Origin of the sequence: Streptomyces sp. NPDC047917 (genome assembly GCF_043204345.1) — a bacterium.
In the GTDB taxonomy this organism is placed as follows: domain Bacteria; phylum Actinomycetota; class Actinomycetes; order Streptomycetales; family Streptomycetaceae; genus Streptomyces; species Streptomyces sanglieri.
In genome coordinates this window covers 137,013-156,183 of record NZ_JBIDCA010000011.1, presented here as the reverse complement: position 1 = coordinate 156,183, position 19,171 = coordinate 137,013, and the positions used below count along the sequence as shown (strand labels likewise).

Genomic DNA, 19,171 nt, shown 5'->3' with positions numbered 1-19,171 from the left:
CCGTCCGGCGGGGTGTGCGGTCAGACGCCCGGCGGGACCCTGGACGGGCGGCCGTTGCCGCGCGTGAGGGAGTAGCCGAACACCGCCGCGATCGCTCCGAGCACTCCGCCGCCGACCGTCCACAGCCAGCGGTCGGTCCACCAGCCGGACGCCCAGCCGTCCTCCGGCTCGCTGCCGAGCGAGACCCCGGACGAACCGTCCTCGTCGCCGTCGGACGAGTCGTCGGAGGCCTGAGCGACGGAGGACACACCGGGGACCAGCGGCTCGGCGAGCGTGCCGTCCACATCGCCGGCGCCGCCCTTGTCGGCCGCCGTGACCTCGACCTCGGTCTTCACCGGAAGCCCGAGGTCCGCCGACGGCAGATCGACGACCGTCAGCCGGACGTAGTAGCTGCCCGGCAGCGGGTCGTTGGCCCAGGGCTCGGACCAGGCACGGACGGTGCGCAGCACGCAGGTCAGCTCGACCGCCGACGCGTCGGCCGCGGCCTTGCCGGTCTGTCGGCCGTACATGCAGGCCTGGCGGCGCCGCAGCCCGTCGTACACATCGACCTGCCACGACGACGTGCCGTGCCGGGAGGCGCTCGGCGGCAGGGTGATCTTCGCCTTGACGGTGGCCCGCTGGCCCGCGTCGGCGGGGAACACCCAGTACAGGTAGTCACCCGTGGACGCTCCGGCGGTGGCGAGCTGGCCCGGCCTGATCGCCGTCGCCGTACGGAAGGTGGTGCCGGCCTCGGTGGGTCCGGCACCTTCCTCGGAGGCGCTCGGGCTCGGGCTCGCCGACGGGTCGTCGGCCACCGCGGCGCCCGCCGAGGTCAGCAGGGCGAGCCCGGCGAGCAGTGTGCCCGCGAATACACGTGTCCTACGCATCAGTTGGTCCTCCAGACGGCGAAGCGCCAGCGCGAGACCCAGCCGACGACCAGGCCCGCGATCAGCCCGGTGAGCACCAGGACGCCCAGCAGCCACCAGCCGCGGCCGAGTCCGAACGCGGCGACGTCGGCGGCCTGGTCCGGGGAGTCCACCAGGTCCACGGTCAGCTCGATCGGCATGCCGGGCGAGGTCTTCACCGAGGCGGGGGCCGAGAAGGAGTTGCCGACCTGGAGGCACACGGTCTCGGCGGCCGGCTTGTTACCGCTGTCCGTGTCGTCCTGCTCGGCCTTGGGGTAGCGCAGACCGGAGGAGATCGCGTCGGTGCGGCCGGTGCCCGACTCCGAACCGCGCACGATCTCCCGGCCGTGCACGGTCAGCGCGCGCAGCAGCACGCCGTAGTCGTTGTTCACGGCACGGTCGGCGAAGACGCTGACCGAGGCGCGCAGCTCCTGGCCGGGCAGCACATCCACCCGGTACCAGCGGTGCTCGCCGAACTTCTCGCGGTCGGTGTACAGGCCGGCCTTGAGCTGCGGCGCCGCGGAGCAGCTGTTCGCGCCCTCGGTCGCCACCGGCGTGACGACGGGCTCGGCGGCCCGGTCCACCAACTGCTTCACCCGGCCGGAGAGTTCATCGGTGTGCTGGACCGCGGTGTAGGTGCCGCCGGTGGCCTCGGCGATGCAGGTCAGCTGCTCACGGATCTTCGCGTTCGGTACCAGGCCCAGGGTGTCGATGACGAGGTGGATGCCGCGGGCCGCGATGTCACGTGCCACCTCGCACGGGTCGAGCGGGCCGCAGGTGTCCTCGCCGTCACTGATCAGTACGATCCGGCGGGTGGCGTCGCCGCCTTCGAGGTCGTCGGCGGCGCCCAGCAGGGCCGGGCCGATCGGGGTCCAGCCGGTGGGGGCCAGGGTGGCGACCGCGGTCTTCGCCTCGGTGCGGTCCAGCGGGCCGACCGGGTAGAGCTGCTTGGTGTCCTTGCAGCCGACCTTGCGGTCGTTGCCCGGATAGTCGGCGCCGAGCGTCCGGATGCCCAGCTCCACCTGCTCGGGCACTGCGTCCAGGACCTCGTTGAACGCCTGCTTGGCGGCCGTCATCCGGGACTGGCCGTCGATGTCGCGGGTCCGCATGGAGCCGCTGACGTCGAGCACCAGCTCGACCTTGGGGGAGGCTTTGGCGGGGGCTTCGTCGGCGGCGGCGGGGAGTGCCGTGCCGAGCCCGGCGGTCAGGGTGGCGAGCAGGATGCCCACCCCGGCCGTCAGCCTTTTTCTTATGATCATCGCCGGATACTAGTGAAGATCGACGTGCTACCCCAAACCGGTCCGCGGACCGCTGGGGAACCGTCAGAAACCGCCGAGCAAGGGCCCCGAGGCCCGCTCAAGTACCGACCCGACCCGCTCCCAGGTCGCGGAGTCCCGCCGGACGGGCGGCAGCCGGACGTCCTCGCCGGTGCCCCAGCCGCCGGCGATCGCCACCGGGTCCGCGCCGGTGGCCGCGGCAGCGGCCAGCGCGGCGGCGCCCAGCGCCACCGGCTCGCCGGTTCCGGGCACGACCACGGGCCGCCCGGAGAGCCGCCGTACCGTCTCCACCCAGGCCCGGCCCCGGGCACCGCCGCCGATCAGCCGCAGCGGCCGGGCGGCCACCTCGGGATCGGCCGGGTCGAGGCCGCAGGTCCGCAGGAGTCCGTCCAGGGCGCGCAGCACGGTGACGACGGCGCCCTCGTAGGCGGCGCCGAGGAGCTGACGGGGTGTGGTGTCGTGCCGGAGGCCGGTGAGCAGTCCGGCGGCGGTGGGCAGGTCGGGGGTGCGCTCGCCGTCGAGATAGGGGAGCAGCACCGCCTCGCCGCCGGGGGAGATGTCGTCGCGGTCCAGGCCGAGCAGCGCGGCGACCTTGTCCACGGCCAGCGTGCAGTTGAGGGTGCAGGCCAGCGGGAGATAGGTGCCGTCCGTCGCCGCGAAGCCGGAGAGCGCCGGGGACGCCGGCCGGGTCCGGGACGCCGCGAAGACCGTGCCCGAGGTGCCGAGGCTGAGGACGGGGTGGTCGACGAGACCGGCGCCGCCCAGCCCGAGGCCGACGGCGGCGCTCATGTTGTCACCGGTGCCCGCGGCGACGGCTGTCGTGACGGGAAGCCCGAGTGCCTCGGCCGCCGCCGCGGTCAGCGAGCCGACGCGGCTCGCGCCGGTCCGGGCCGGCTCGGGGAGCAACGCGGCGTCCAGGCCGAGGAGTTCGAGGAGCCCGGGGTCGTAGGAACCGGTCGCGGTGGAGTACCAGCCGGTGCCCGAGGCGTCGCCGGGGTCGGTGGCGGCGGTGCCGGTGAGCCGTTCGGTCAGGAAGTCGTGGGGCAGGCGCACGGCGGCGGTCGCGGCGGCGGTGCCCGGCTCGTTCTCCCGCAGCCACTGCCACTTGGACGCGGTGACGGCGGCCACCGGCACCGACCCGGTCCGTGCCGTCCAGGCGTCCGGGCCGCCGAGTGCCTCGGTGAGCGCGGTGGCCTGCGGGGCGGAACGGGTGTCGTTCCACAGCATCGCGGGGCGCAGCGGACGGCCCGAACTGTCGAGGACCACCAGCCCGTGCTGCTGCCCGGCGACCGCGATCCCGGTGACCTCCGACGCGGCGGCCCCGGACTCCTTCAGCCCGGCGGCGACGGCGTCGCGCAGCGCCTGCCACCACACCTCCGGATCGCTCTCGCGGGCCCCCGCCTCGCCCCGGACGACATGCGGCGCGCGGCCGACGGCGAGCAGCCGCCCGCTCGCGGCATCGACGAGGACGGCCTTGGTGGACTGGGTGGAACTGTCCACGCCGATGACGACGGTACGCGGCGGCATGGCGCCCTCATTCCTGTGCTGCGGCCCCGTGCGGAGGGCCCTGCCGATTTCGGTCGTGCGCCAAACAAAATACGGGACCGGACCCCCGTCGAACAGTGGTAGCGCGAGGGTTTACGCGCCGGAGGTGGCCCGTGCATCATTAGTCATGACAGTGAACAAATAAAGCTCGGGCTGCTCGACCTGATCCGGGCCCGACGGCACCGAAGGCGGCCAGACGATGACGGAACGCTTCACGCCCACCCCCGGGGACCGGTTCACCTTCGGACTGTGGACGGTGGGCTGGCAGGGACGCGACCCGTTCGGCGACGCGACCCGCGCGGCGATCGACCCGGCCGAATCCGTGCGGCGGCTCGCAGAGCTGGGCGCGTACGGTGTCACGTTCCACGACGACGACCTGATCCCGTTCGGCGCCACGGACAGTGAGCGCGAAGGGATCGTGAAGCGGTTTCGGCAGGCGCTGGACACAGCCGGTCTGGTCGTCCCCATGGCGACGACGAACCTGTTCACCCACCCGGTGTTCAAGGACGGCGCGTTCACCGCCAACGACCGCGACGTACGCCGCTACGCCCTGCGCAAGACGCTGCGCAACATCGACCTCGCCGTCGAGCTCGGCGCCACCACCTACGTCGCCTGGGGCGGCCGGGAGGGCTCCGAGTCCGGCGCCGCCAAGGACATCCGGCTCGCCCTGGACCGGATGAAGGAAGCCTTCGACCTGCTCGGCGAATACGTCACCGGGCAGGGCTACGACCTGAGGTTCGCCATCGAGCCCAAGCCGAACGAGCCGCGCGGCGACATCCTGCTCCCCACCATCGGCCACGCCCTCGCCTTCATCGAGCGGCTGGAGCGACCGGAGCTGGTCGGTGTCAACCCGGAGACCGGGCACGAGCAGATGGCCGGGCTGAACTTCCCGCACGGCATCGCGCAGGCCCTGTGGGCGGGCAAGCTGTTCCACATCGACCTGAACGGACAGACCGGCATCAAGTACGACCAGGACCTGCGGTTCGGCGCGGGAGACCTGCGCCAGGCGTTCTGGCTCGTCGACCTGCTGGAGACCGCCGGATACGCGGGCCCGCGGCACTTCGACTTCAAGCCGCCGCGGACCGAGGACCACGACGGGGTCTGGGCCTCGGCCGCGGGCTGCATGCGCAACTACCTGATCCTCAAGGAGCGCGCCGCCGCCTTCCGGGCCGACCCCGCCGTCCAGGAGGCGCTGCGCGCGTCCCGGCTCGACGAACTGGCCCGTCGCACCGCCGAGGACGGCATCGCCGGGCTGCTGGCCGACCGTTCGGCGTACGAGGAGTTCGACGTGACGGCGGCGGCGGAACGGGGGATGGCGTTCGAGGCCCTGGACCAGCTGGCGATGGACCACCTGCTCGGGGTCCGCTGACCCCGGGAACCGTTCGGCGGTGCCCGGGGTGCGCCGGCCCCGGGCACCGCCCGGCCGCTCAGCCGGCCGGGCGCCCCGCGTACGCCACCGGATCGGCCAGCACCCCCGTCAGCATCAGTGCCGCGGCGCCCCGGGCCGCGTCACCCGCGACGGACGAGGCGCGCAGCCGCCCGCTCCCCGGGGTCCAGAGGCCCGACACCACACGGCCGGTCAGTTCCTGGTCGGCGGGCGGCGACAGCCACGGCATCAGGTTCCGGTAGATCCCGCCGAGCACCACCGCGTCCGGGTCGAGCAGATTCACCGCCCCCGACAGCACCCGCCCCAGCATCCGGCCGGCCTCCGCGACCGCGGCCACCGCCCGTTCGTCCCCCGCGCGGGCGCGCCGTTCCAGCTCGGCCACCCCGGCGCCGCCACCGGACTCCGCGATCCCGGCAGCCCGCAGCAGCGCCGCCTGACCCGCGTACTGCTCCAGGCAGCCGCGCGAGCCGCACCGGCACCGCGGACCCCCGGCGTCCACCACCACATGCCCGATCTCGCCGGCGAATCCATGGGCCCCGCGCAGCAGTTCACCGTTGATGACCAGTGCGCCGCCGACACCGATCTCGCCGGTCAGATAGAGGAAGCTGCGCAGGTCGCCGAGTCCGCCGAACCAGAGCTCGGCCAGCGCCGCCAGATTCGCCTCGTTCTCGGAGGTCACCGTCAGCGGCCGGTGGCCGGGGCGGGCGCCGGCGAGCGCCGCCGCGAAGAGCTCCTCGGCCGGCACCCGGTTCCAGCCCAGGTTGGGCGCCTGGCGCACCGTGCCGCCGGAGACCAGTCCGGGCAGGGCGAGCGCCACCCCGACCGGGAGGAGCTCCTGCTCGCGGGCCGAATCCAGGGTGCGCGCGGCGATGCCGGCGGCCCGCGTCAGGATCTCCTCGGGGGGTGCGCCGCGGTTGTCCAGGTGCTCGGTGAGCCGGACGCGTCCGGTGCCCGCCAGGTCGACGACGCACACCGACACATAGTCGATGCTGACCTCCACGCCGAGCCCGGCGGGCCCGGTGCGCGTCACCTTGAGCGCGGTCCCCGGGCGGCCCGCCTGCCCGCTGAACGTCTTGCCGGACTCGGTGAGGAACCCGATGGCGAGCAACTGCTCGACCAGCGAGGACACCGCGGCCCGGGTCAGTCCCACCCGCGCGGCGACCCCGGCCCTGGTCGCCCCGCCCTCGGCCTCGTCACGGACGGCCCGCAGCACCAGGCTGAGGTTGCTCCGGCGCACAGTGTCCTTGTCGGCCTTGGGCCCCAGCGGTGTGACGTTGCTCTTCATGTCGGATCCGAGCCTATGCGATCCCTTGTGCGATCCCCGGCGCGATCCCTGCCACGATGCCCGGGTGACGAGGGACGAGCCGTCCCGGTGGCATCGACGGGGACGGGCCGCTCGTCGAGCGGCCCGGCCGGTTCCTGCCCGGTGGTGTGCAGCAGCGGGGCCACCCCGCCGAGTGCGGCCGCGCCGCGGAACACATCCGTCGGCGACGAGCCCTCCGCCGGCGTCCTGGGACCACCCCGGGCGGGCGGTGTTGTCGAGGCCGCGGGCCGCGCCCCGGGTGACCTCCGCGAGCGTGGCGAGCCCGGTGTCGTTGTCGGTGAGCACGGGGGGCATCGAAGTGGCGGCCGAGCCCGGCGCTGACATGGCAGGCGAAGGCGTCATGCCGCGCGGATCTCCGCAGGCCGGATGCCGGACGAATCCGGGGAGTCCGAGGCGGATGCCCGCAGCGGATCACGCTGGACTTCGGGCTGTGGACGGGACCGGGCCGGTCCCCGCTCGGGTGGAGGTCGCCGTGTCGTGACCGGGCCGGGGGGGGGGGGGGGGGGGGGGGGGGGCGCCGCCCCCCCCCCCCGGGGGGGGGGGGGGCGGGGGGCGGCGCCCCCCCCCCCCCCCCCCCGCCGCGCCCCCGCCGCCCCCCCCCCGGCCGATTTTCGGATGCCGTGTGCTCGTCCNNNNGGGGGGGGCCCCCCCCGCCCGGGGGGGGGGGGGGGGGGGCGGGGGGGGGGCCCGGGGGGGGGGGGGGGGGGGGGGGGGCGCCCCCCCCCCCCGGACCGCGTGGGGTGCCGGGAGCCGGAACGTCCGGTGTTCAGGCCTTCGAGCCGCGCTCCTTGAGCATGTCCGCCATGAGCGCGATCTCCGACTGCTGGCCGCGCACCATTCCCGCCGCCAGGTTCCTGATCTCGTCCGTGTCCGCCGAGCCGGCCGCGGCCCGGGCCATCTCCACCCCGGCCTGGTGGTGCGGGGTCATCAGCTTCAGGAACAGCACCTCGGCGTCCCGGCCCTTCGCCGCCCGCAGCGCGTCGAGTTCGGTGTCGGTCGCCATGCCGGGCATCAGCGAACCGTCGCCCCTCGGCGTGAAGGGGTGGTTCATCCACTTCATGGGAACGGCCGAGGAGGACTTCGCCCGCCCCCACGTCTCCAGCCAGCCGAGCATCATGCCCCGCTGATTGGCCTGCGTGTTGATGATGTCGTACGCGAGCCGGCGCACCGCCTCGTCGGAGGTGCGGTCCCGCACGATGAACGACATCTCGACCGCCTGCTGATGGTGGACCGACATGTCACGGGCGAACCCGACGTCGACCGACGTGTCCGAGGGAGCGGCCGCGACGGAGGCGGAGCCCGCGGACGGGGACGGCCGTACGAGCATGAGCGCGACCAGACCCACCGCCAGCAGCAGCACCACACCGCCGGCCAGCACCAACGGACGCGAGGAGCGGATCGCGGAGGTCACTGGGCGATCCCGCCCGTGCAGGCCGCGCCCGGTTCCGGGGTCTGCGGGCCCTGCACGTACTTGGTGAAGAACTTACCCACGCGCGCGTCGGCGGCGCCGTCCACCGTGACCTGCTTGCCCCAGGCGCTGAGCATCAGCGGGGCGGCCTGGTCGTCGACCGGGCTCATCAGGGAGTAGGGCGTCGACTTGACCCGCTCGCGGAGCTTCTCCAGGTCGGACGGGGTCGCCTTGCTCGTGTACGTGACCCAGACCGCGCCGTGCTCCAGGGAGTGGACGGCGTTCTCCTTCGGTATCGCCTTGGTGTAGACGTCGGCGTTGCAGTTCATCCAGACCGGGTTGTGATCGCCGCCGACGGGCGGGTTCATCGGGTAGTCGACCTTCTTCTCGACGTGGTTCTGGGTGAGCTTGTCCCAGGTGCGCTCGCCCTTCACCGGAGAGGACTTGGCCGCGGTCTCGGCCTTGTCCTTGTCGTCGGCGGCGGACATCAGGTAGCCGCCGCCCGCGACGAGCGCGGCGACCACGGCGACGGACGCGGTGATGGTGATGACGCGGCTGCGTCGCTCGCGGGCCCGTTCCTTGCGGCGGGCCTCCTCCAGCTTGGCGCGGCGTGCGGAGGCGGAGGTGTTCTGCTGCTTGGCGGAAGCCATGGGGGTCCTTCGGTTCAACAAGAGGGATGGAGCTGAGGGCATGCGGAGTCCGTCCCCCGGTGTTCCGGGGAACGGAGCCTGCCTCTAGATCCGCTGAACCTGCAGACGGAGATGGTCGACGTCCCGTACGGCGTCGTTGGACGGGCCGCGGATGGCGGCCGCGCCGGTGAGCGGCGCGACCGGAACGACGACGGCCGCACCGGGGAGCGCCATGGGTGCGCTCTGGCCGGGCAGCACGACCGGCGTGGAGTGCTCGGAGGTCCCGTGGCAGGAGCTGCCCATGCCGCGGTCCTCGGGGGAGTCCGCCACCACGATCCGGGCGAGTGCCTGGTGCGTGGGTGTGATGGTGCGGGCGACGGCCGTGTGGTCACCGGAGCCGTGAGCGGCCGGGGCCGTGATCGAACAGCACGAGACCATGGCGAGCAGCACGAACAGCCAGCCGAGCACGGCCGACGCGCGGATGCCCCGCACTCGTCGGTGGGTCCGTTCGCTCAGCCGGGTCATGCCGTCATCGTACGCGGTGTGTGAACTTTCAATGAGGGGTGGGACGGGTGTGAGTGGGGCGGATGATGCGCGGGTGCCCCCTGGCACGAGCTTCCGTGCCAGGGGGCACCCGGTGTGACGGCGGGCCCGTTACGGGGCGGAGCCGGCCTCGGTCCGGGCTTCGGCCGTCGCCACGGGTCCGGTCGACGGCTCCTCCCGCGGCGGCTCCTCCTTCGGGCCGAGGCGACCGAACACGGCAGCGAGGACCACCGCGGCCAGCGCCCCGGCGGCGACGCCGCTGCCGAAGACCGTGCGGGCCCACACGGGCAGTCCCGCGTACATCTCCGGCGCGAAGACCGGCAGCAGACCGACGCAGAGCGCCAGCGCGACCACGATGCCGTTGGTGCCGTGGCCGAGGTTCTCGCGGCTGAGCATGCCGAACCCCATCGTCGCGATCACCGCGTAGATGATCAGCCCCGCGGCTCCGACCACCGGCTCCGGGATGGCCGCGAGCAGCCGGGTCAGCGGTGTGATCAGACCGCAGACGATCAGCAGCACCCCCGCGCCCGCCGTGACGAAACGGCTGCGGACCCGGGTGAGCTGGACGATGCCGATGTTCTCGGCGCTCGTCACCATCAGCGAGGTACCGAAGATCCCGGCCCCCAGCGAGGTCACCGCGTCGGCCCGGGAGATCCGCGGCACGTCACGCGCGGCATCCGGCGTACGGCCCACGGCCTCACTGTTCAGCACCGTCTGGCCGGTGGCCTCCGCGAGCGACGCGAGCGCGAAGACCAGCAGCGGCACGGCGGCCAGCAGATCGAAATGCGGGGTGCCGTACGGGAACGGGTCGGGCAGCGCGAACGTGCTGCCGTGCGCCAGGTGGAACGCCGTACCGCCGACCGCGGCGACGAGCGTGCCGCCCACGAGACCGAACAGCACCGACATCTGCCGCCACACCCCGCGCATGACGAGGAAGAACAGCGCGGTGATGCCGAGCGTCGCGAAGCCGAGCCCCGGTCCCGAGGCGATCATCGGCGCGGTGATCTTGATCATGTTGATGCCGATCAGGACCACCGTGGTGCCCATCACCAGCGGTGGGAAGAACCGCACCAGACGCCCGTACAGCGGCAGCACGAGAATCAGGAAGACCGCGGCGATCAGCACCGAACCGGACGCGGTGGCCGGCCCGTGCTCCTTCGCCACCTGGAGGAAGATCGCCACCGCCGCTCCGCCCGGCAGCATCAGGAACGGGAGCCGGGCGCCGATCCGCAGCGGACGGATGCCCAGCGACTGGAGCAGCGCCCCGACACCGCACAGCACCAGCGTCGCGCTGAGCAGCGAGGCCGTCTGGGACGCCGACAGCGAGAGCGTGGTGCCGATCAGGATCACCGAGGAGACGGGGGCGGCGATCCCGGCGAGCAGATGCTGGAACGCCAGGGGCGCCAGCCGGGGGAGGGGGAGCCGCTCGTCGACCGGCGCGACGGACGCGACCGGTGCGGCGGTGTCGGGGACGGGGGAAGCCATGCTCCGGCTCAGCCCTTCGGGACGTCGAGCCAGGGGAGCTCCTGGGCCGAGTAACGGTAGGAGCGGAACACGGCGTTGGGTTCCGACGGGAACAGCTTGCGCACTTCTTCTTCCTGGTAGCCGCCGAAGTACGGCACGACGTACTCCCAGCACAGATATCCGTCCGCGGTCACCTCGAAGAGGCGGCCCGCGGGGGAGTCCGTCACGAGCGTGTTGCCGTTGGGCAGACGCTGGGCGCTGCCCATGAACGGGGCGAAGAACGACTCGCGCGCCGGGTCGTGGTACTCCCACACAATGGTGCCACTCGCGCGCTCGATCTCGATGACGCGGCTGAACGGGACGTCCCAGTGCGGGCGGAAGACGCCGTTGTCGAAGACCAGGAAGTTGCCGTTCTCCAGCTCGGTCGGGCAGTGCTGCTGCGACACGGCACCGGGCTCGCTGCGCCAGATGATCTCGCCGGTCTCACGGCTGATGACGACGACGGCCGAGACGGAGCGGAAGCTCGCCAGGATGTTGCCGTCGCTGGTCGGCAGCACGCTGTTGATCAGCGGGTAGTGCTCGCGCGAGTAGTCGGGGTGCAGCGGGAACGCGTCGCGGTCCAGGTGCTCGGAGACCTTCCACTCCCACACCGTGCGGCCCTTGGCGTCCACCTCCACGACGGTGTCCGCCCACACCGTGCCCCCGGGCTCCGATCCCGGCACACCGCCCCTGACCGCGGCGGCGGCCTCGCCGGTCAGCGGCTCCAGGGCGGAGTAGAGCAGACGGCCGTCGCCGTAGTGGTACGCGTCGTGGTGCTGGTAGCGGTCGCGGTGCTCGCGCACGACCGTGCCGTCCGGGGTGATCTCCTGCATGATCCCGCCGCGGTACTTGTGCCACATCGGGAAGAGCGCCGGTTCGTCCGGGAGGACACCGCTGTAGGCCAGGTTGCCGTTGGGCAGGATCCGGGCATGCCGGCCGGGGCGGTAGGGGAGGTTCCACCGGTGGACGACCTCACCGCGCATGTCGATGAGGTAGACCTCCCCGCCGCCGGTCAGCGGGGCGAAGAGGGTGTACCCGCCGTAGCTGGCGTCCTCGTCCAGGGCCATGAGTCCGGTGCCGCGGCGTCGTCGCTGGTTCTGGTCCACGAGGGGCATGAATCGGTCCTCCCGGTTAACTTTTTTAGGTGGGACTTAAAAGATTAACCGGCCCGGTAGGCTGCTATCTCCCCCACCGGTTGTGGTGTGCGGCACGCAGGACACGGAGTGAGTGAGATGAGCGAGGCGGACACGCCGCTGGTCGGCCCGGGAATTCGCCGGCGGCGCCGGGCCCTGGAGATGACCCTCGCGGAGGTCGCGGGGCGGGCCGGACTCTCCGTCCCCTTCCTCAGTCAGATCGAGAACGGCCGTTCCCGGCCGAGCATGGGCTCCCTCCAGCGCATCGCCGACGCACTCGGCACGAGCGCGGTCCAGCTGCTGTCCACGGCCGAGGCCCCGCGGCCCGTGGACGTGGTCCGCCACAGCTCCGCCGCCGTGCGCGAGACCGGGGCGCAGGGCGAGAGCGACGGCCGGATGCGCCCCCTGGTCCGGGGCCACCAGCGGCTGCACGCCCTGGAGTTCACCGGTGCGCACGACTGGGCGCGGGAATTCCGGCACCGCAACGACGAGATCCTGTACGTGGCCGACGGCTCGGCCGAGGTCGAGGCGGACGGCAACTTCTACCGCCTGGAACAGGGCGACACGCTCTACTGCGCGGGCGGCCTCGTCCACCGGTGGCGGCCCATCGAACCGCACACCCGGGTCCTCGTCGTCGGCATCGCCGACCACGTCCAGGCCACCGACGAACAGGCCGGCTGACCGGCGGGGCGGCCCGGCAGGGAGTGCCGCCCGGGAAGCGGGCCGCCCCCGTGCCATGCTGTGCCCATGCCGTACCTGGTGCCGCCCCACATTCCTCCGGGCCGCCTCGCGGACCTCGAACAACCGGTGCTCACCACCGCCGGCGACCTGCTGCTGCGCCCGTGGCGGTACCGGGACGCACCGGCGGTCGTGGCGGCCTTCTCCGATCCGGCGATCCAGCACTGGCACCTGCGCCGGGCCGACAGCCAGGACGAGGCACGCGACTGGATCGGGCAGTGGCAGGACGCCTGGCGCAGCCGGACCGGAGCCCACTGGGCCGTCGTACGTCCCGGGGGAGCGGGCGACGGGACCGGCGAAGTGCTCGGCCGGGTCTCGCTCCGCTCCCTGATGCCGGCGATGGGCGTGGCGGAATGCTCCTACTGGGTGCTGCCGGCCGCCCGCGGACGGGGCGTGGCGCCCGGGGCCGTCTCGACGCTCGCGCGCTGGGCCTTCGACGAGATCGGGTTCGAGCGGATCGAACTCGCGCACTCCGTGCGGAACGGGCCCTCCTGCCGGGTGGCGGCCAAGGCGGGCTTCGCCCTGGAGGGCACCCGGCGCCGCTCCCTCCTGCACGCCGACGGCTGGCACGACATGCACCTCCATGCCCGGCTGCGCGGGGACGGCGCGAGGGGCTGACCGCGACGGAGGCGGCAGCGCCGGCCGCCCCCGCTCCGGCGGGGCGTTCAGTCCCGCTCGACGTCCACCTCGGTCAGCCGCGCATATCGGCCGGGGTCGGCACGCCGGATGCGCAGGGCCACCACGAACCCGGCCACGAGCACCACCGGCAGCGGCACCAGCAGCGCCGCGTTGACCGCGCCGGTGCGCCCGGTGAGCAGGTCGAAGTGGAGCGTCGCGAGCACCGACAGGAGCGCGAGCCCCACGAAGGCGATCAGCGGTGCGACCGCGACCCGCCAGACCGGCATGGAGCGCCGGTCCCGGCGGAAGAAGAAGCACACGGCGAGCGCGGCCAGCGCCTGCATGATCATGATGCCGAGCACGCCGGTGCTGTTGGTCCACAGGAAGATCTCGGCGTACGGGTCCGCGTCGATCAGCGCCCCGCCCACCACGATCACCAGGCCGAACACGGTCTGCGCGACGACCGCCGTCACCGGTGAACCCTGCCGGGCCGAGACCCGGCCCAGCCGGCGCGGCAGCAGACCCTCGCGCCCCAGGGCGTAGAGGTAGCGGGCCGCGGCATTGTGGAAGGCGAGGGTGGCGGCGAACGCGCTGACCACGATCAGCACATGCATGGAGTCCGCGAGCCACGGGCCGACGAATCGTTCGGCCGTGTGGAACGTGAGCTGCGGGCCGTCCGAGGACCGGGCCATCGAGACGGAGCCGTCCGTACCGAAGCCGCCCATCAGGATCCACACCCCGGCGGCGTAGAACAGCGCCAGGAACCCGATGGCGACGAACGTGGCGCGGGGCACGGTGCGTTCCGGGTCGCGCGCCTCCTCGGCGTAGATCGCGGTCGCCTCGAAGCCCGTGAACGCGCCGATGACCAGGACGAACATCCCCGCCATGCCACCCGAGGAGGACAGCACGGACGGGTCGAACGACGTGATGTCCAGGGCCGCGGTCCCCCGGTCCGCCAGCACCCCGACGTCCATCACCAGCAGCACCAGGACCTCCAGCACCAGCGCCACCCCGAGCACCTTCGCGCTCAGCGTGACCCGCAGCCAGCCCAGTACCCCGGTGCCCAGCACACAGAGGGTCGACAGCGGCCACCAGGGCAGTTGCGCACCGGTGAGATCGCTCAGGGTCGTCGAGGCGAAGTAGCCGAACCCGGCGGCGACGCCGGGAGCGATGAGGTTGTACGAGAGCGTCGCCAGGTAGGCCGTGGCGACGCCCAGGGTACGGCCGAGCCCCCGGGCGACGTACGCGTAGAAGGCACCGGCGTTGCGCACATAGCGGCTCATCGCGGTGAACCCGGCGGCGAACAGCACCAGCAGCGCACCGGAGACCAGATAGCCGAGCGGGGTGCCCGGGCCGCCGATCCCGATGGCGAACGGCGCGACCCCGGCCAGCACGGTCAGCGGCGCGGCCGCCGCCACGACGAAGAAGACCAGGTCGAAGGTGCCGATCTGCCCCTTGGCGAGGCTTCCCGAAGGGCCGCCGGACGGCGGGGCGGGATCCGCGGCGGCACGAGGGCCGGGGGCGGCGGGGGAGGCGGGCGGCGGGACGGCCGTCGAGGGTTGCGTCATCGGTGGTTCCTCAGGTGCGAACGGGCGGCTGGACGCCGAAGCCGAAGCCTGCTCCAGGCATGGGCCGGCGGAAAAGACCAGTTCAGGGGCGGCCCGACTGGGCGCGGCGCTCAAGCTATCTGGTATACCGAATACCAGGCAAGGGGGTACGGAAGGTTTCCGGAATCTGCGATGATCGCGGCACGGGAGCCGGAAGAGACCGGCTCCGACGGGCAGGAAGCGAGTCCATGAGCAGCAGCCGAACCGCCGGCCCCACCGCCACCATCGGTGCGGCACATCAGTCGCTGCGCGACCGGGTCTATGTGGAACTGCGCGAGCGGATCATCGACGGCCGCCACCCCTCCGGGCACCGGATCGTTGAACGGGAGCTCGCGGACGAGCTCGGGGTGTCCCGCATACCCGTGCGGGAGGCCATCCAGCGGCTGGAGACCGAGGGGTTCATCGCGGCCCAGGCACGCAAGGGCGCGTTCGTCGCCCCGCTCGGCCCGGCCGAGGCCGCGGACTTCTTCGACATCCGGGAACACCTGGAGGCACTGGCCGCCTCGCTGGCCGCCCGCCGCGCCGACCGGGCCGGACTGCGCACCCTGGAAAGACTCCTGGAACGGGCCCGTCGCGCCGCCGAATCCCCCCGCCGGACCCGTGAACTGGGCTCGGTCCACGCCGACTTCCACCAGCAGATCGTCGTCATGTCCGGCAACCCGCTGCTCCAGGGCCTGATGGCACCGCTCGACGGCCGGCTGCGCCGGCTCTTCAGCCTCACCTCCGAGCCGGGCGACGGCCCCGTGATGTGCGGTGAGCACGAACTGCTCTACGAGGCGATACGGAGCGGCGACGCGGACGCGGCGGAACGGATCGCCCGCCGCCATGTGGCCGGTACCCGCGCGACCGCGATGCAGCTGCTCGCCGCCGGCACCGCGGACACCGGGGCCGGCACCGCTGCCGAGCCCACGCACCCCGGCCCCCGGCGCCGGCCCTGACCGGGACGACGCCCGTCCCGCGCACCACCGAAGGAGACCCCAGCCCCATGGCGACGCCCGCCCCCGACTGCCCCGATGTCCTGTTCACCGCCGTCCGCTGCGCCGATGGCCGCACCCGTGACCTGCTGGTCCGCGAAGGCCGGATAGCCGCGTACGACCCGGCCCGGCTGCCCGAAGGCTGTGCGTCCGTGGACGCCGCGGGGGCCCTCGCGCTGCCCTCGCCCGTCGACGCGCACATCCACCCCGACAAGTCGACCTGGGGCGGGCCCTGGCTGAGCCGTGAACCCGCCGACACGCTCCGGGACCTGATCGAGGGCGACGTGCGGGCCAGGACCGCCTTCACGGACCCGGTGGCGGTGCGGGCCGGCGCACTGATGGACCGGGCGATCGCCCGTGGAACCCGCGCCATGCGGGCCCATGTCGATGTCGCTCCCGTCCACGGCCTCTCGGGGGTGCACCAGGTGCGTGCGGCGGCCGACGCCCGCAAGGACCTCCTCGACGTTCAGATCGTCGCCTTCCCCCAGCTCGGCCTGTTGAGCGAGCCCGGCACCGCCGGACTCATGGCGCGGGCCCTGTCCGAGGGCGCCGATGTCGTCGGCGGTCTCGACCCGATCGGCATCGACGGTGACATGGACGGCCAGCTGGACTTCGTGTTCGGCCTGGCCGAACGCAGGGGCGCACCCCTCGACATCCATCTGCACGACGGCGGACCGGCGGGCATCCGCCAGATCACCGAGATCGCCCGGCGCACCGTCGCCGCCGGGATGCAGGGACGGGTCACCCTCGGTCATGCCTTCGCCGTGGCCGAGCTGGAGGGCGCCGAACTCGACCGGCTCGCCGAGCTGTTGGCCGATGCGGGGGTCTCTCTGGTCACCTGCGCGCTGGGCGGTGACCCGGTCCTGGACCCCGCACGGCTCACCCCGCGCGGCGTGCGCCTCGGCGTCGGTTCCGACGGGGTGCGCGATGCCTGGACGCCGTTCGGCGACGGCGACATGATCGCCCGGGCCCATCTGCTCGCGTACCGCACGGACGCCCGCACCGATGCCGAACTCGCCGCCTGCTACGAGGCGGTGGCCCAGGGAGGTGCCGCACTGCTCGGGCTGCCCGCCTCCCGGCTGGAGACCGGCGACCCGGCTGACTTCGTCCTGGTGGCGGCGGATTCGCTGCCCGAGGCCGTCGTGGACCACCCGGTTCCGTCCATGGTGGTACGCGCGGGCCGGGTGATCGCCCGCGCGGGCCGGCTGGTCTGAGACGTGCGGGGCCCGGCGCGGCGACGGCCGGTCAGCCGCGGTCGAGGGCGCGATCGGTGAGGGGGCCGGCGCAGCCGGTGTAGTGGGCCGGGTCGGTCAGTTCGCCCAGGTCGAGACCGGCGAGTTCGGGCACCTCGTCGAGCACGTCCGCGAGGACGTCGGCTAGGTCCGTGGTCTCCGCGCGGGCCCGGTCGGCGGCGCCGGCCAGAACCTCCTCGGCGCGCCTGCGGCCGATCCGCTCGGCGAACACGGCGGCCAGCCGCTCCGAGACGATCAGGCCGTCGGTGAGCTGGAGGTTCTCCCGCATGGCGTACGGGACGACGCGCAGCGAACCGGTGAGTTCGGCGGCGCGGCGCGCGGCCCCACCCACCAGGCGCAGCAGTTCGCGCAGCGGCTCCCACTCGGCGTGCCATGCCCCGGCCGGCCGTTCGTCCTCGGCGGCGAGCGATCCGTACAGCGTCGCGGCCAGGCCGGGGGCGCGGCGGGCGGCCGCCGCGATCAGCGTGGCGTGCACCGGGTCGGCCCGGTGCGCCATGGCGGGCGAACCGTCGCCCTGCCCCTCGGTGACCTCGCCGATCTCGGTCCGGGAAAGGCTGAGCACATCGGCCGCCAGCTTGCCGAGGGCACCCGCGGTGAAGGCCAGCGCGCCCGCCAGGTCCGCGATCGGGGTGCGCAGGGTGTGCCACGGCAACAGCGGTTCGGCCAGGCCCAGTTCGCTCGCGAACGCCTGGACCAGGGGCAGACCGGGATCGATCGCGTCGATGTCCTCGGTGGGCGCGTACGCCTCGAAGGCGGCCAACGTACCGGCCACGCCGCCCAGTTGTGCGGGGAGTGACTCCCGTACGGCCGAGAGCCGGTCCCGCGCGTCGAGGATCAGTGCCCGCCACCCGGCCGCCTTGAGTCCGAAGGTGGTCGGGACCGCGTGCTGGGCGAGGGTCCGGCCGGCCATCGGGGTGTTGCGATGCGCGGTGGCGAGCAGGGCCACCGCCTCCGCGGCCCGCGCCAGATCGTCGAGCAGCGGAGCCAGGGTCCGTGCGGCGACCAGCATGGCGGCGGTGTCCAGGATGTCCTGGCTGGTCGCGCCCCGGTGCACATACGGCCGGACGTCCGGTTCCACCGCGGCGGCGAGGTCCGTCACCAGCGGGACGACCGGATCACCGCCCGGGCGTGCGCGCAGCGCCAGATCCCGTACGTCGAACCGGCCCGCCTCGGCCGCCGCGGCCGTGACCGCCCGGCCCGCCTCCGCGGGGGCGAGTCCGCAGCCGGACTGGGCGCGGGTGAGCGCGGCCTCGGCGTCGAGCATCGCCTGCAGGAAGGCGCTGTCGCCGGTGGCCGTCTCGGCGGGGGAGCCGGCCCGCCCGGGGGCGAGCAGACCGGCATCGCTCTCGTACATCGGCTGGACTCCAGGGGTGGGCCGTGCTCGCCGCCGCTGTGGGCGGATGCCGGACCGGTGGGTACGAAGCGGCTTCCGCGCGCCGGCGGTGCGCGGAAGTCCGGGCGGTGCCGCGAGATCCCGCGGCCGTCCACCGACGGGGTGAGGGCCGTCAGCCCTCCCCGCCCGTCCGGTGGATACCGAACACCGCGCCCTGCGGATCCCGTACGACCGCGATCCGCGGTCCGTCCGGGATGTCGGTCGGCGGCATCAGCAGTTCGCCGCCGGCGCCCTGGGCCGTGGCGGCCGTGGCGTCGACATCCGCCACGGCGAAGTACGGCAGCCAGTTCGGCGGCGCCTCCGGCGGGAACCGGTCGTCCATGACCAGCATCCCGCCGAAGTCCGCACCGGCCACGCCCCACTGCGTGTACCGGTCCGACGCGGCGGTCACCGTCCATCCGAAGACCGCGGGGTAGAACGCGAGCGCCGGGTCGGCCTCGCGGGTGACGAGCTCGACCCAGCCGAGCGCACCGGGGTCGTTCAGCCGCTCGGCACCGGCGAAGGCGCGTCCCTGCCACAGCGAGAACACCGCACCGGACGGATCGGCGACCACTGCGAACCTGCCCTGGTCGAACACGTCCATCGGGCCGATCAGCAGTGAGCCGCCCGCCGATTTCACCCGCTCGACGGTGCCGTCCGTGTCCTCGGTGGCGAAGGAGACCGTCCAGGCGGTCGGCCGGCCCGGCTGGTAGACCGGGCTGAGCGCCGCCACCCGGGCGTCGCCGAGGCGCGCCATCGTGTAGCCGCCCGCCTCCTCGCGCGGATCGGTCTCCGAGCGCCAGCCGAACAGGGCCGCGTAGAACGATTTGGCGGCCGGGATGTCGGGGGTGCTCAGCTCGATCCAGCAGGGGCCGCTGGGCACCGGTTCGGTGAGCTTCATTCGGTTCCTCCGTGGATGCGTGGGCGCGTGGACGCGTACGGGTGCCCGCACCCGCCGGTTCTCGCGCAGTTGAAC

Annotated in this window: 17 protein-coding genes; 5 read left to right on the top strand and 12 right to left on the bottom strand. The window is 73.5% G+C overall.

All coding sequences use genetic code 11. The features are described from left to right. Positions 1-20: 20 nt before the first annotated feature. The 3 genes from ACGF8B_RS26675 to xylB all read right to left on the bottom strand — a co-directional run bounded on the left by ACGF8B_RS26675 (position 21) and on the right by xylB (position 3,688). Entirely contained in the window at positions 21-866 is an 846-nt protein-coding gene (locus ACGF8B_RS26675) for a hypothetical protein (RefSeq protein ID WP_392743294.1), read from the bottom strand. Continuing rightward, positions 866-2,143, bottom strand: coding sequence for a VWA domain-containing protein (locus tag ACGF8B_RS26670; protein ID WP_392743291.1), 1,278 nt, complete (start codon positions 2,141-2,143; stop codon positions 866-868). Before ACGF8B_RS26670 ends, ACGF8B_RS26675 begins: the two co-directional genes overlap by 1 nt. 63 nt (positions 2,144-2,206) lie before the next feature. Beyond that, a complete protein-coding gene (xylB, locus tag ACGF8B_RS26665) occupies positions 2,207-3,688 on the bottom strand; it encodes a xylulokinase (RefSeq protein ID WP_392743288.1) in 1,482 nt (493 codons plus the stop codon). Between the two features lie 217 nt (positions 3,689-3,905). Between xylB and xylA the strand changes: the two genes are divergently transcribed. After that, positions 3,906-5,075, top strand: a complete 1,170-nt coding sequence (gene xylA, locus ACGF8B_RS26660) for a xylose isomerase (RefSeq protein WP_392743285.1) — start codon at positions 3,906-3,908, stop codon at positions 5,073-5,075. A gap of 58 nt (positions 5,076-5,133) precedes the next feature. On the opposite strand, the gene ACGF8B_RS26655 is transcribed toward xylA, so the two are convergent. From ACGF8B_RS26655 to ACGF8B_RS26630, 6 genes are all read right to left on the bottom strand, one after another. Beyond that, positions 5,134-6,378 (bottom strand): ROK family protein, encoded by a 1,245-nt coding sequence (locus ACGF8B_RS26655; RefSeq protein WP_392743282.1) that lies wholly within the window; start codon positions 6,376-6,378, stop codon positions 5,134-5,136. A gap of 805 nt (positions 6,379-7,183) precedes the next feature. Continuing rightward, on the bottom strand, positions 7,184-7,828 hold the full coding sequence (locus tag ACGF8B_RS26650) for a DUF305 domain-containing protein (protein WP_392743279.1): 645 nt from the start codon (positions 7,826-7,828) through the stop codon (positions 7,184-7,186). Further along, entirely contained in the window at positions 7,825-8,475 is a 651-nt protein-coding gene (locus ACGF8B_RS26645; protein WP_392743277.1) for a DUF3105 domain-containing protein, read from the bottom strand. Before ACGF8B_RS26645 ends, ACGF8B_RS26650 begins: the two co-directional genes overlap by 4 nt. 84 nt (positions 8,476-8,559) lie before the next feature. After that, positions 8,560-8,979 (bottom strand): hypothetical protein, encoded by a 420-nt coding sequence (locus ACGF8B_RS26640; protein ID WP_392743275.1) that lies wholly within the window; start codon positions 8,977-8,979, stop codon positions 8,560-8,562. Positions 8,980-9,108: 129 nt separating this feature from the next. Continuing rightward, positions 9,109-10,482, bottom strand: a complete 1,374-nt coding sequence (locus ACGF8B_RS26635) for a uracil-xanthine permease family protein (RefSeq protein ID WP_392743272.1) — start codon at positions 10,480-10,482, stop codon at positions 9,109-9,111. 8 nt (positions 10,483-10,490) lie between these two features. Continuing rightward, entirely contained in the window at positions 10,491-11,615 is a 1,125-nt protein-coding gene (locus ACGF8B_RS26630; protein WP_392743270.1) for an aryl-sulfate sulfotransferase, read from the bottom strand. 117 nt (positions 11,616-11,732) lie between these two features. Between ACGF8B_RS26630 and ACGF8B_RS26625 the strand changes: the two genes are divergently transcribed. Further along, positions 11,733-12,314 (top strand): helix-turn-helix domain-containing protein, encoded by a 582-nt coding sequence (locus tag ACGF8B_RS26625; protein ID WP_392743267.1) that lies wholly within the window; start codon positions 11,733-11,735, stop codon positions 12,312-12,314. Between the two features lie 66 nt (positions 12,315-12,380). Then, a complete protein-coding gene (locus ACGF8B_RS26620; RefSeq protein ID WP_392743264.1) occupies positions 12,381-12,989 on the top strand; it encodes a GNAT family N-acetyltransferase in 609 nt (202 codons plus the stop codon). 47 nt (positions 12,990-13,036) lie between these two features. Here ACGF8B_RS26620 and ACGF8B_RS26615 read toward each other — a convergent pair whose 3' ends face one another. Continuing rightward, a complete protein-coding gene (locus tag ACGF8B_RS26615; protein ID WP_392743261.1) occupies positions 13,037-14,557 on the bottom strand; it encodes an APC family permease in 1,521 nt (506 codons plus the stop codon). A gap of 227 nt (positions 14,558-14,784) precedes the next feature. On the opposite strand from ACGF8B_RS26615, the gene ACGF8B_RS26610 reads away from it, so the two are divergent. Together ACGF8B_RS26610 and ACGF8B_RS26605 are read left to right on the top strand one after the other, a co-directional pair. Next, entirely contained in the window at positions 14,785-15,534 is a 750-nt protein-coding gene (locus ACGF8B_RS26610) for a GntR family transcriptional regulator (RefSeq protein WP_392743259.1), read from the top strand. A gap of 47 nt (positions 15,535-15,581) precedes the next feature. After that, complete coding sequence (locus ACGF8B_RS26605) at positions 15,582-16,784, top strand: amidohydrolase (RefSeq protein ID WP_392743257.1); 1,203 nt, start codon at positions 15,582-15,584, stop codon at positions 16,782-16,784. 31 nt (positions 16,785-16,815) lie between these two features. Here the strand turns inward: ACGF8B_RS26605 and pcaB are convergent, their stop codons facing one another. After that, positions 16,816-18,177: a 3-carboxy-cis,cis-muconate cycloisomerase gene (gene pcaB, locus ACGF8B_RS26600; RefSeq protein ID WP_392743255.1), complete on the bottom strand. Its 1,362-nt coding sequence runs from the start codon at positions 18,175-18,177 to the stop codon at positions 16,816-16,818. Between the two features lie 151 nt (positions 18,178-18,328). After that, positions 18,329-19,096, bottom strand: a complete 768-nt coding sequence (locus ACGF8B_RS26595; protein ID WP_392743253.1) for a VOC family protein — start codon at positions 19,094-19,096, stop codon at positions 18,329-18,331. Between the last annotated feature and the right edge of the window lie 75 nt (positions 19,097-19,171).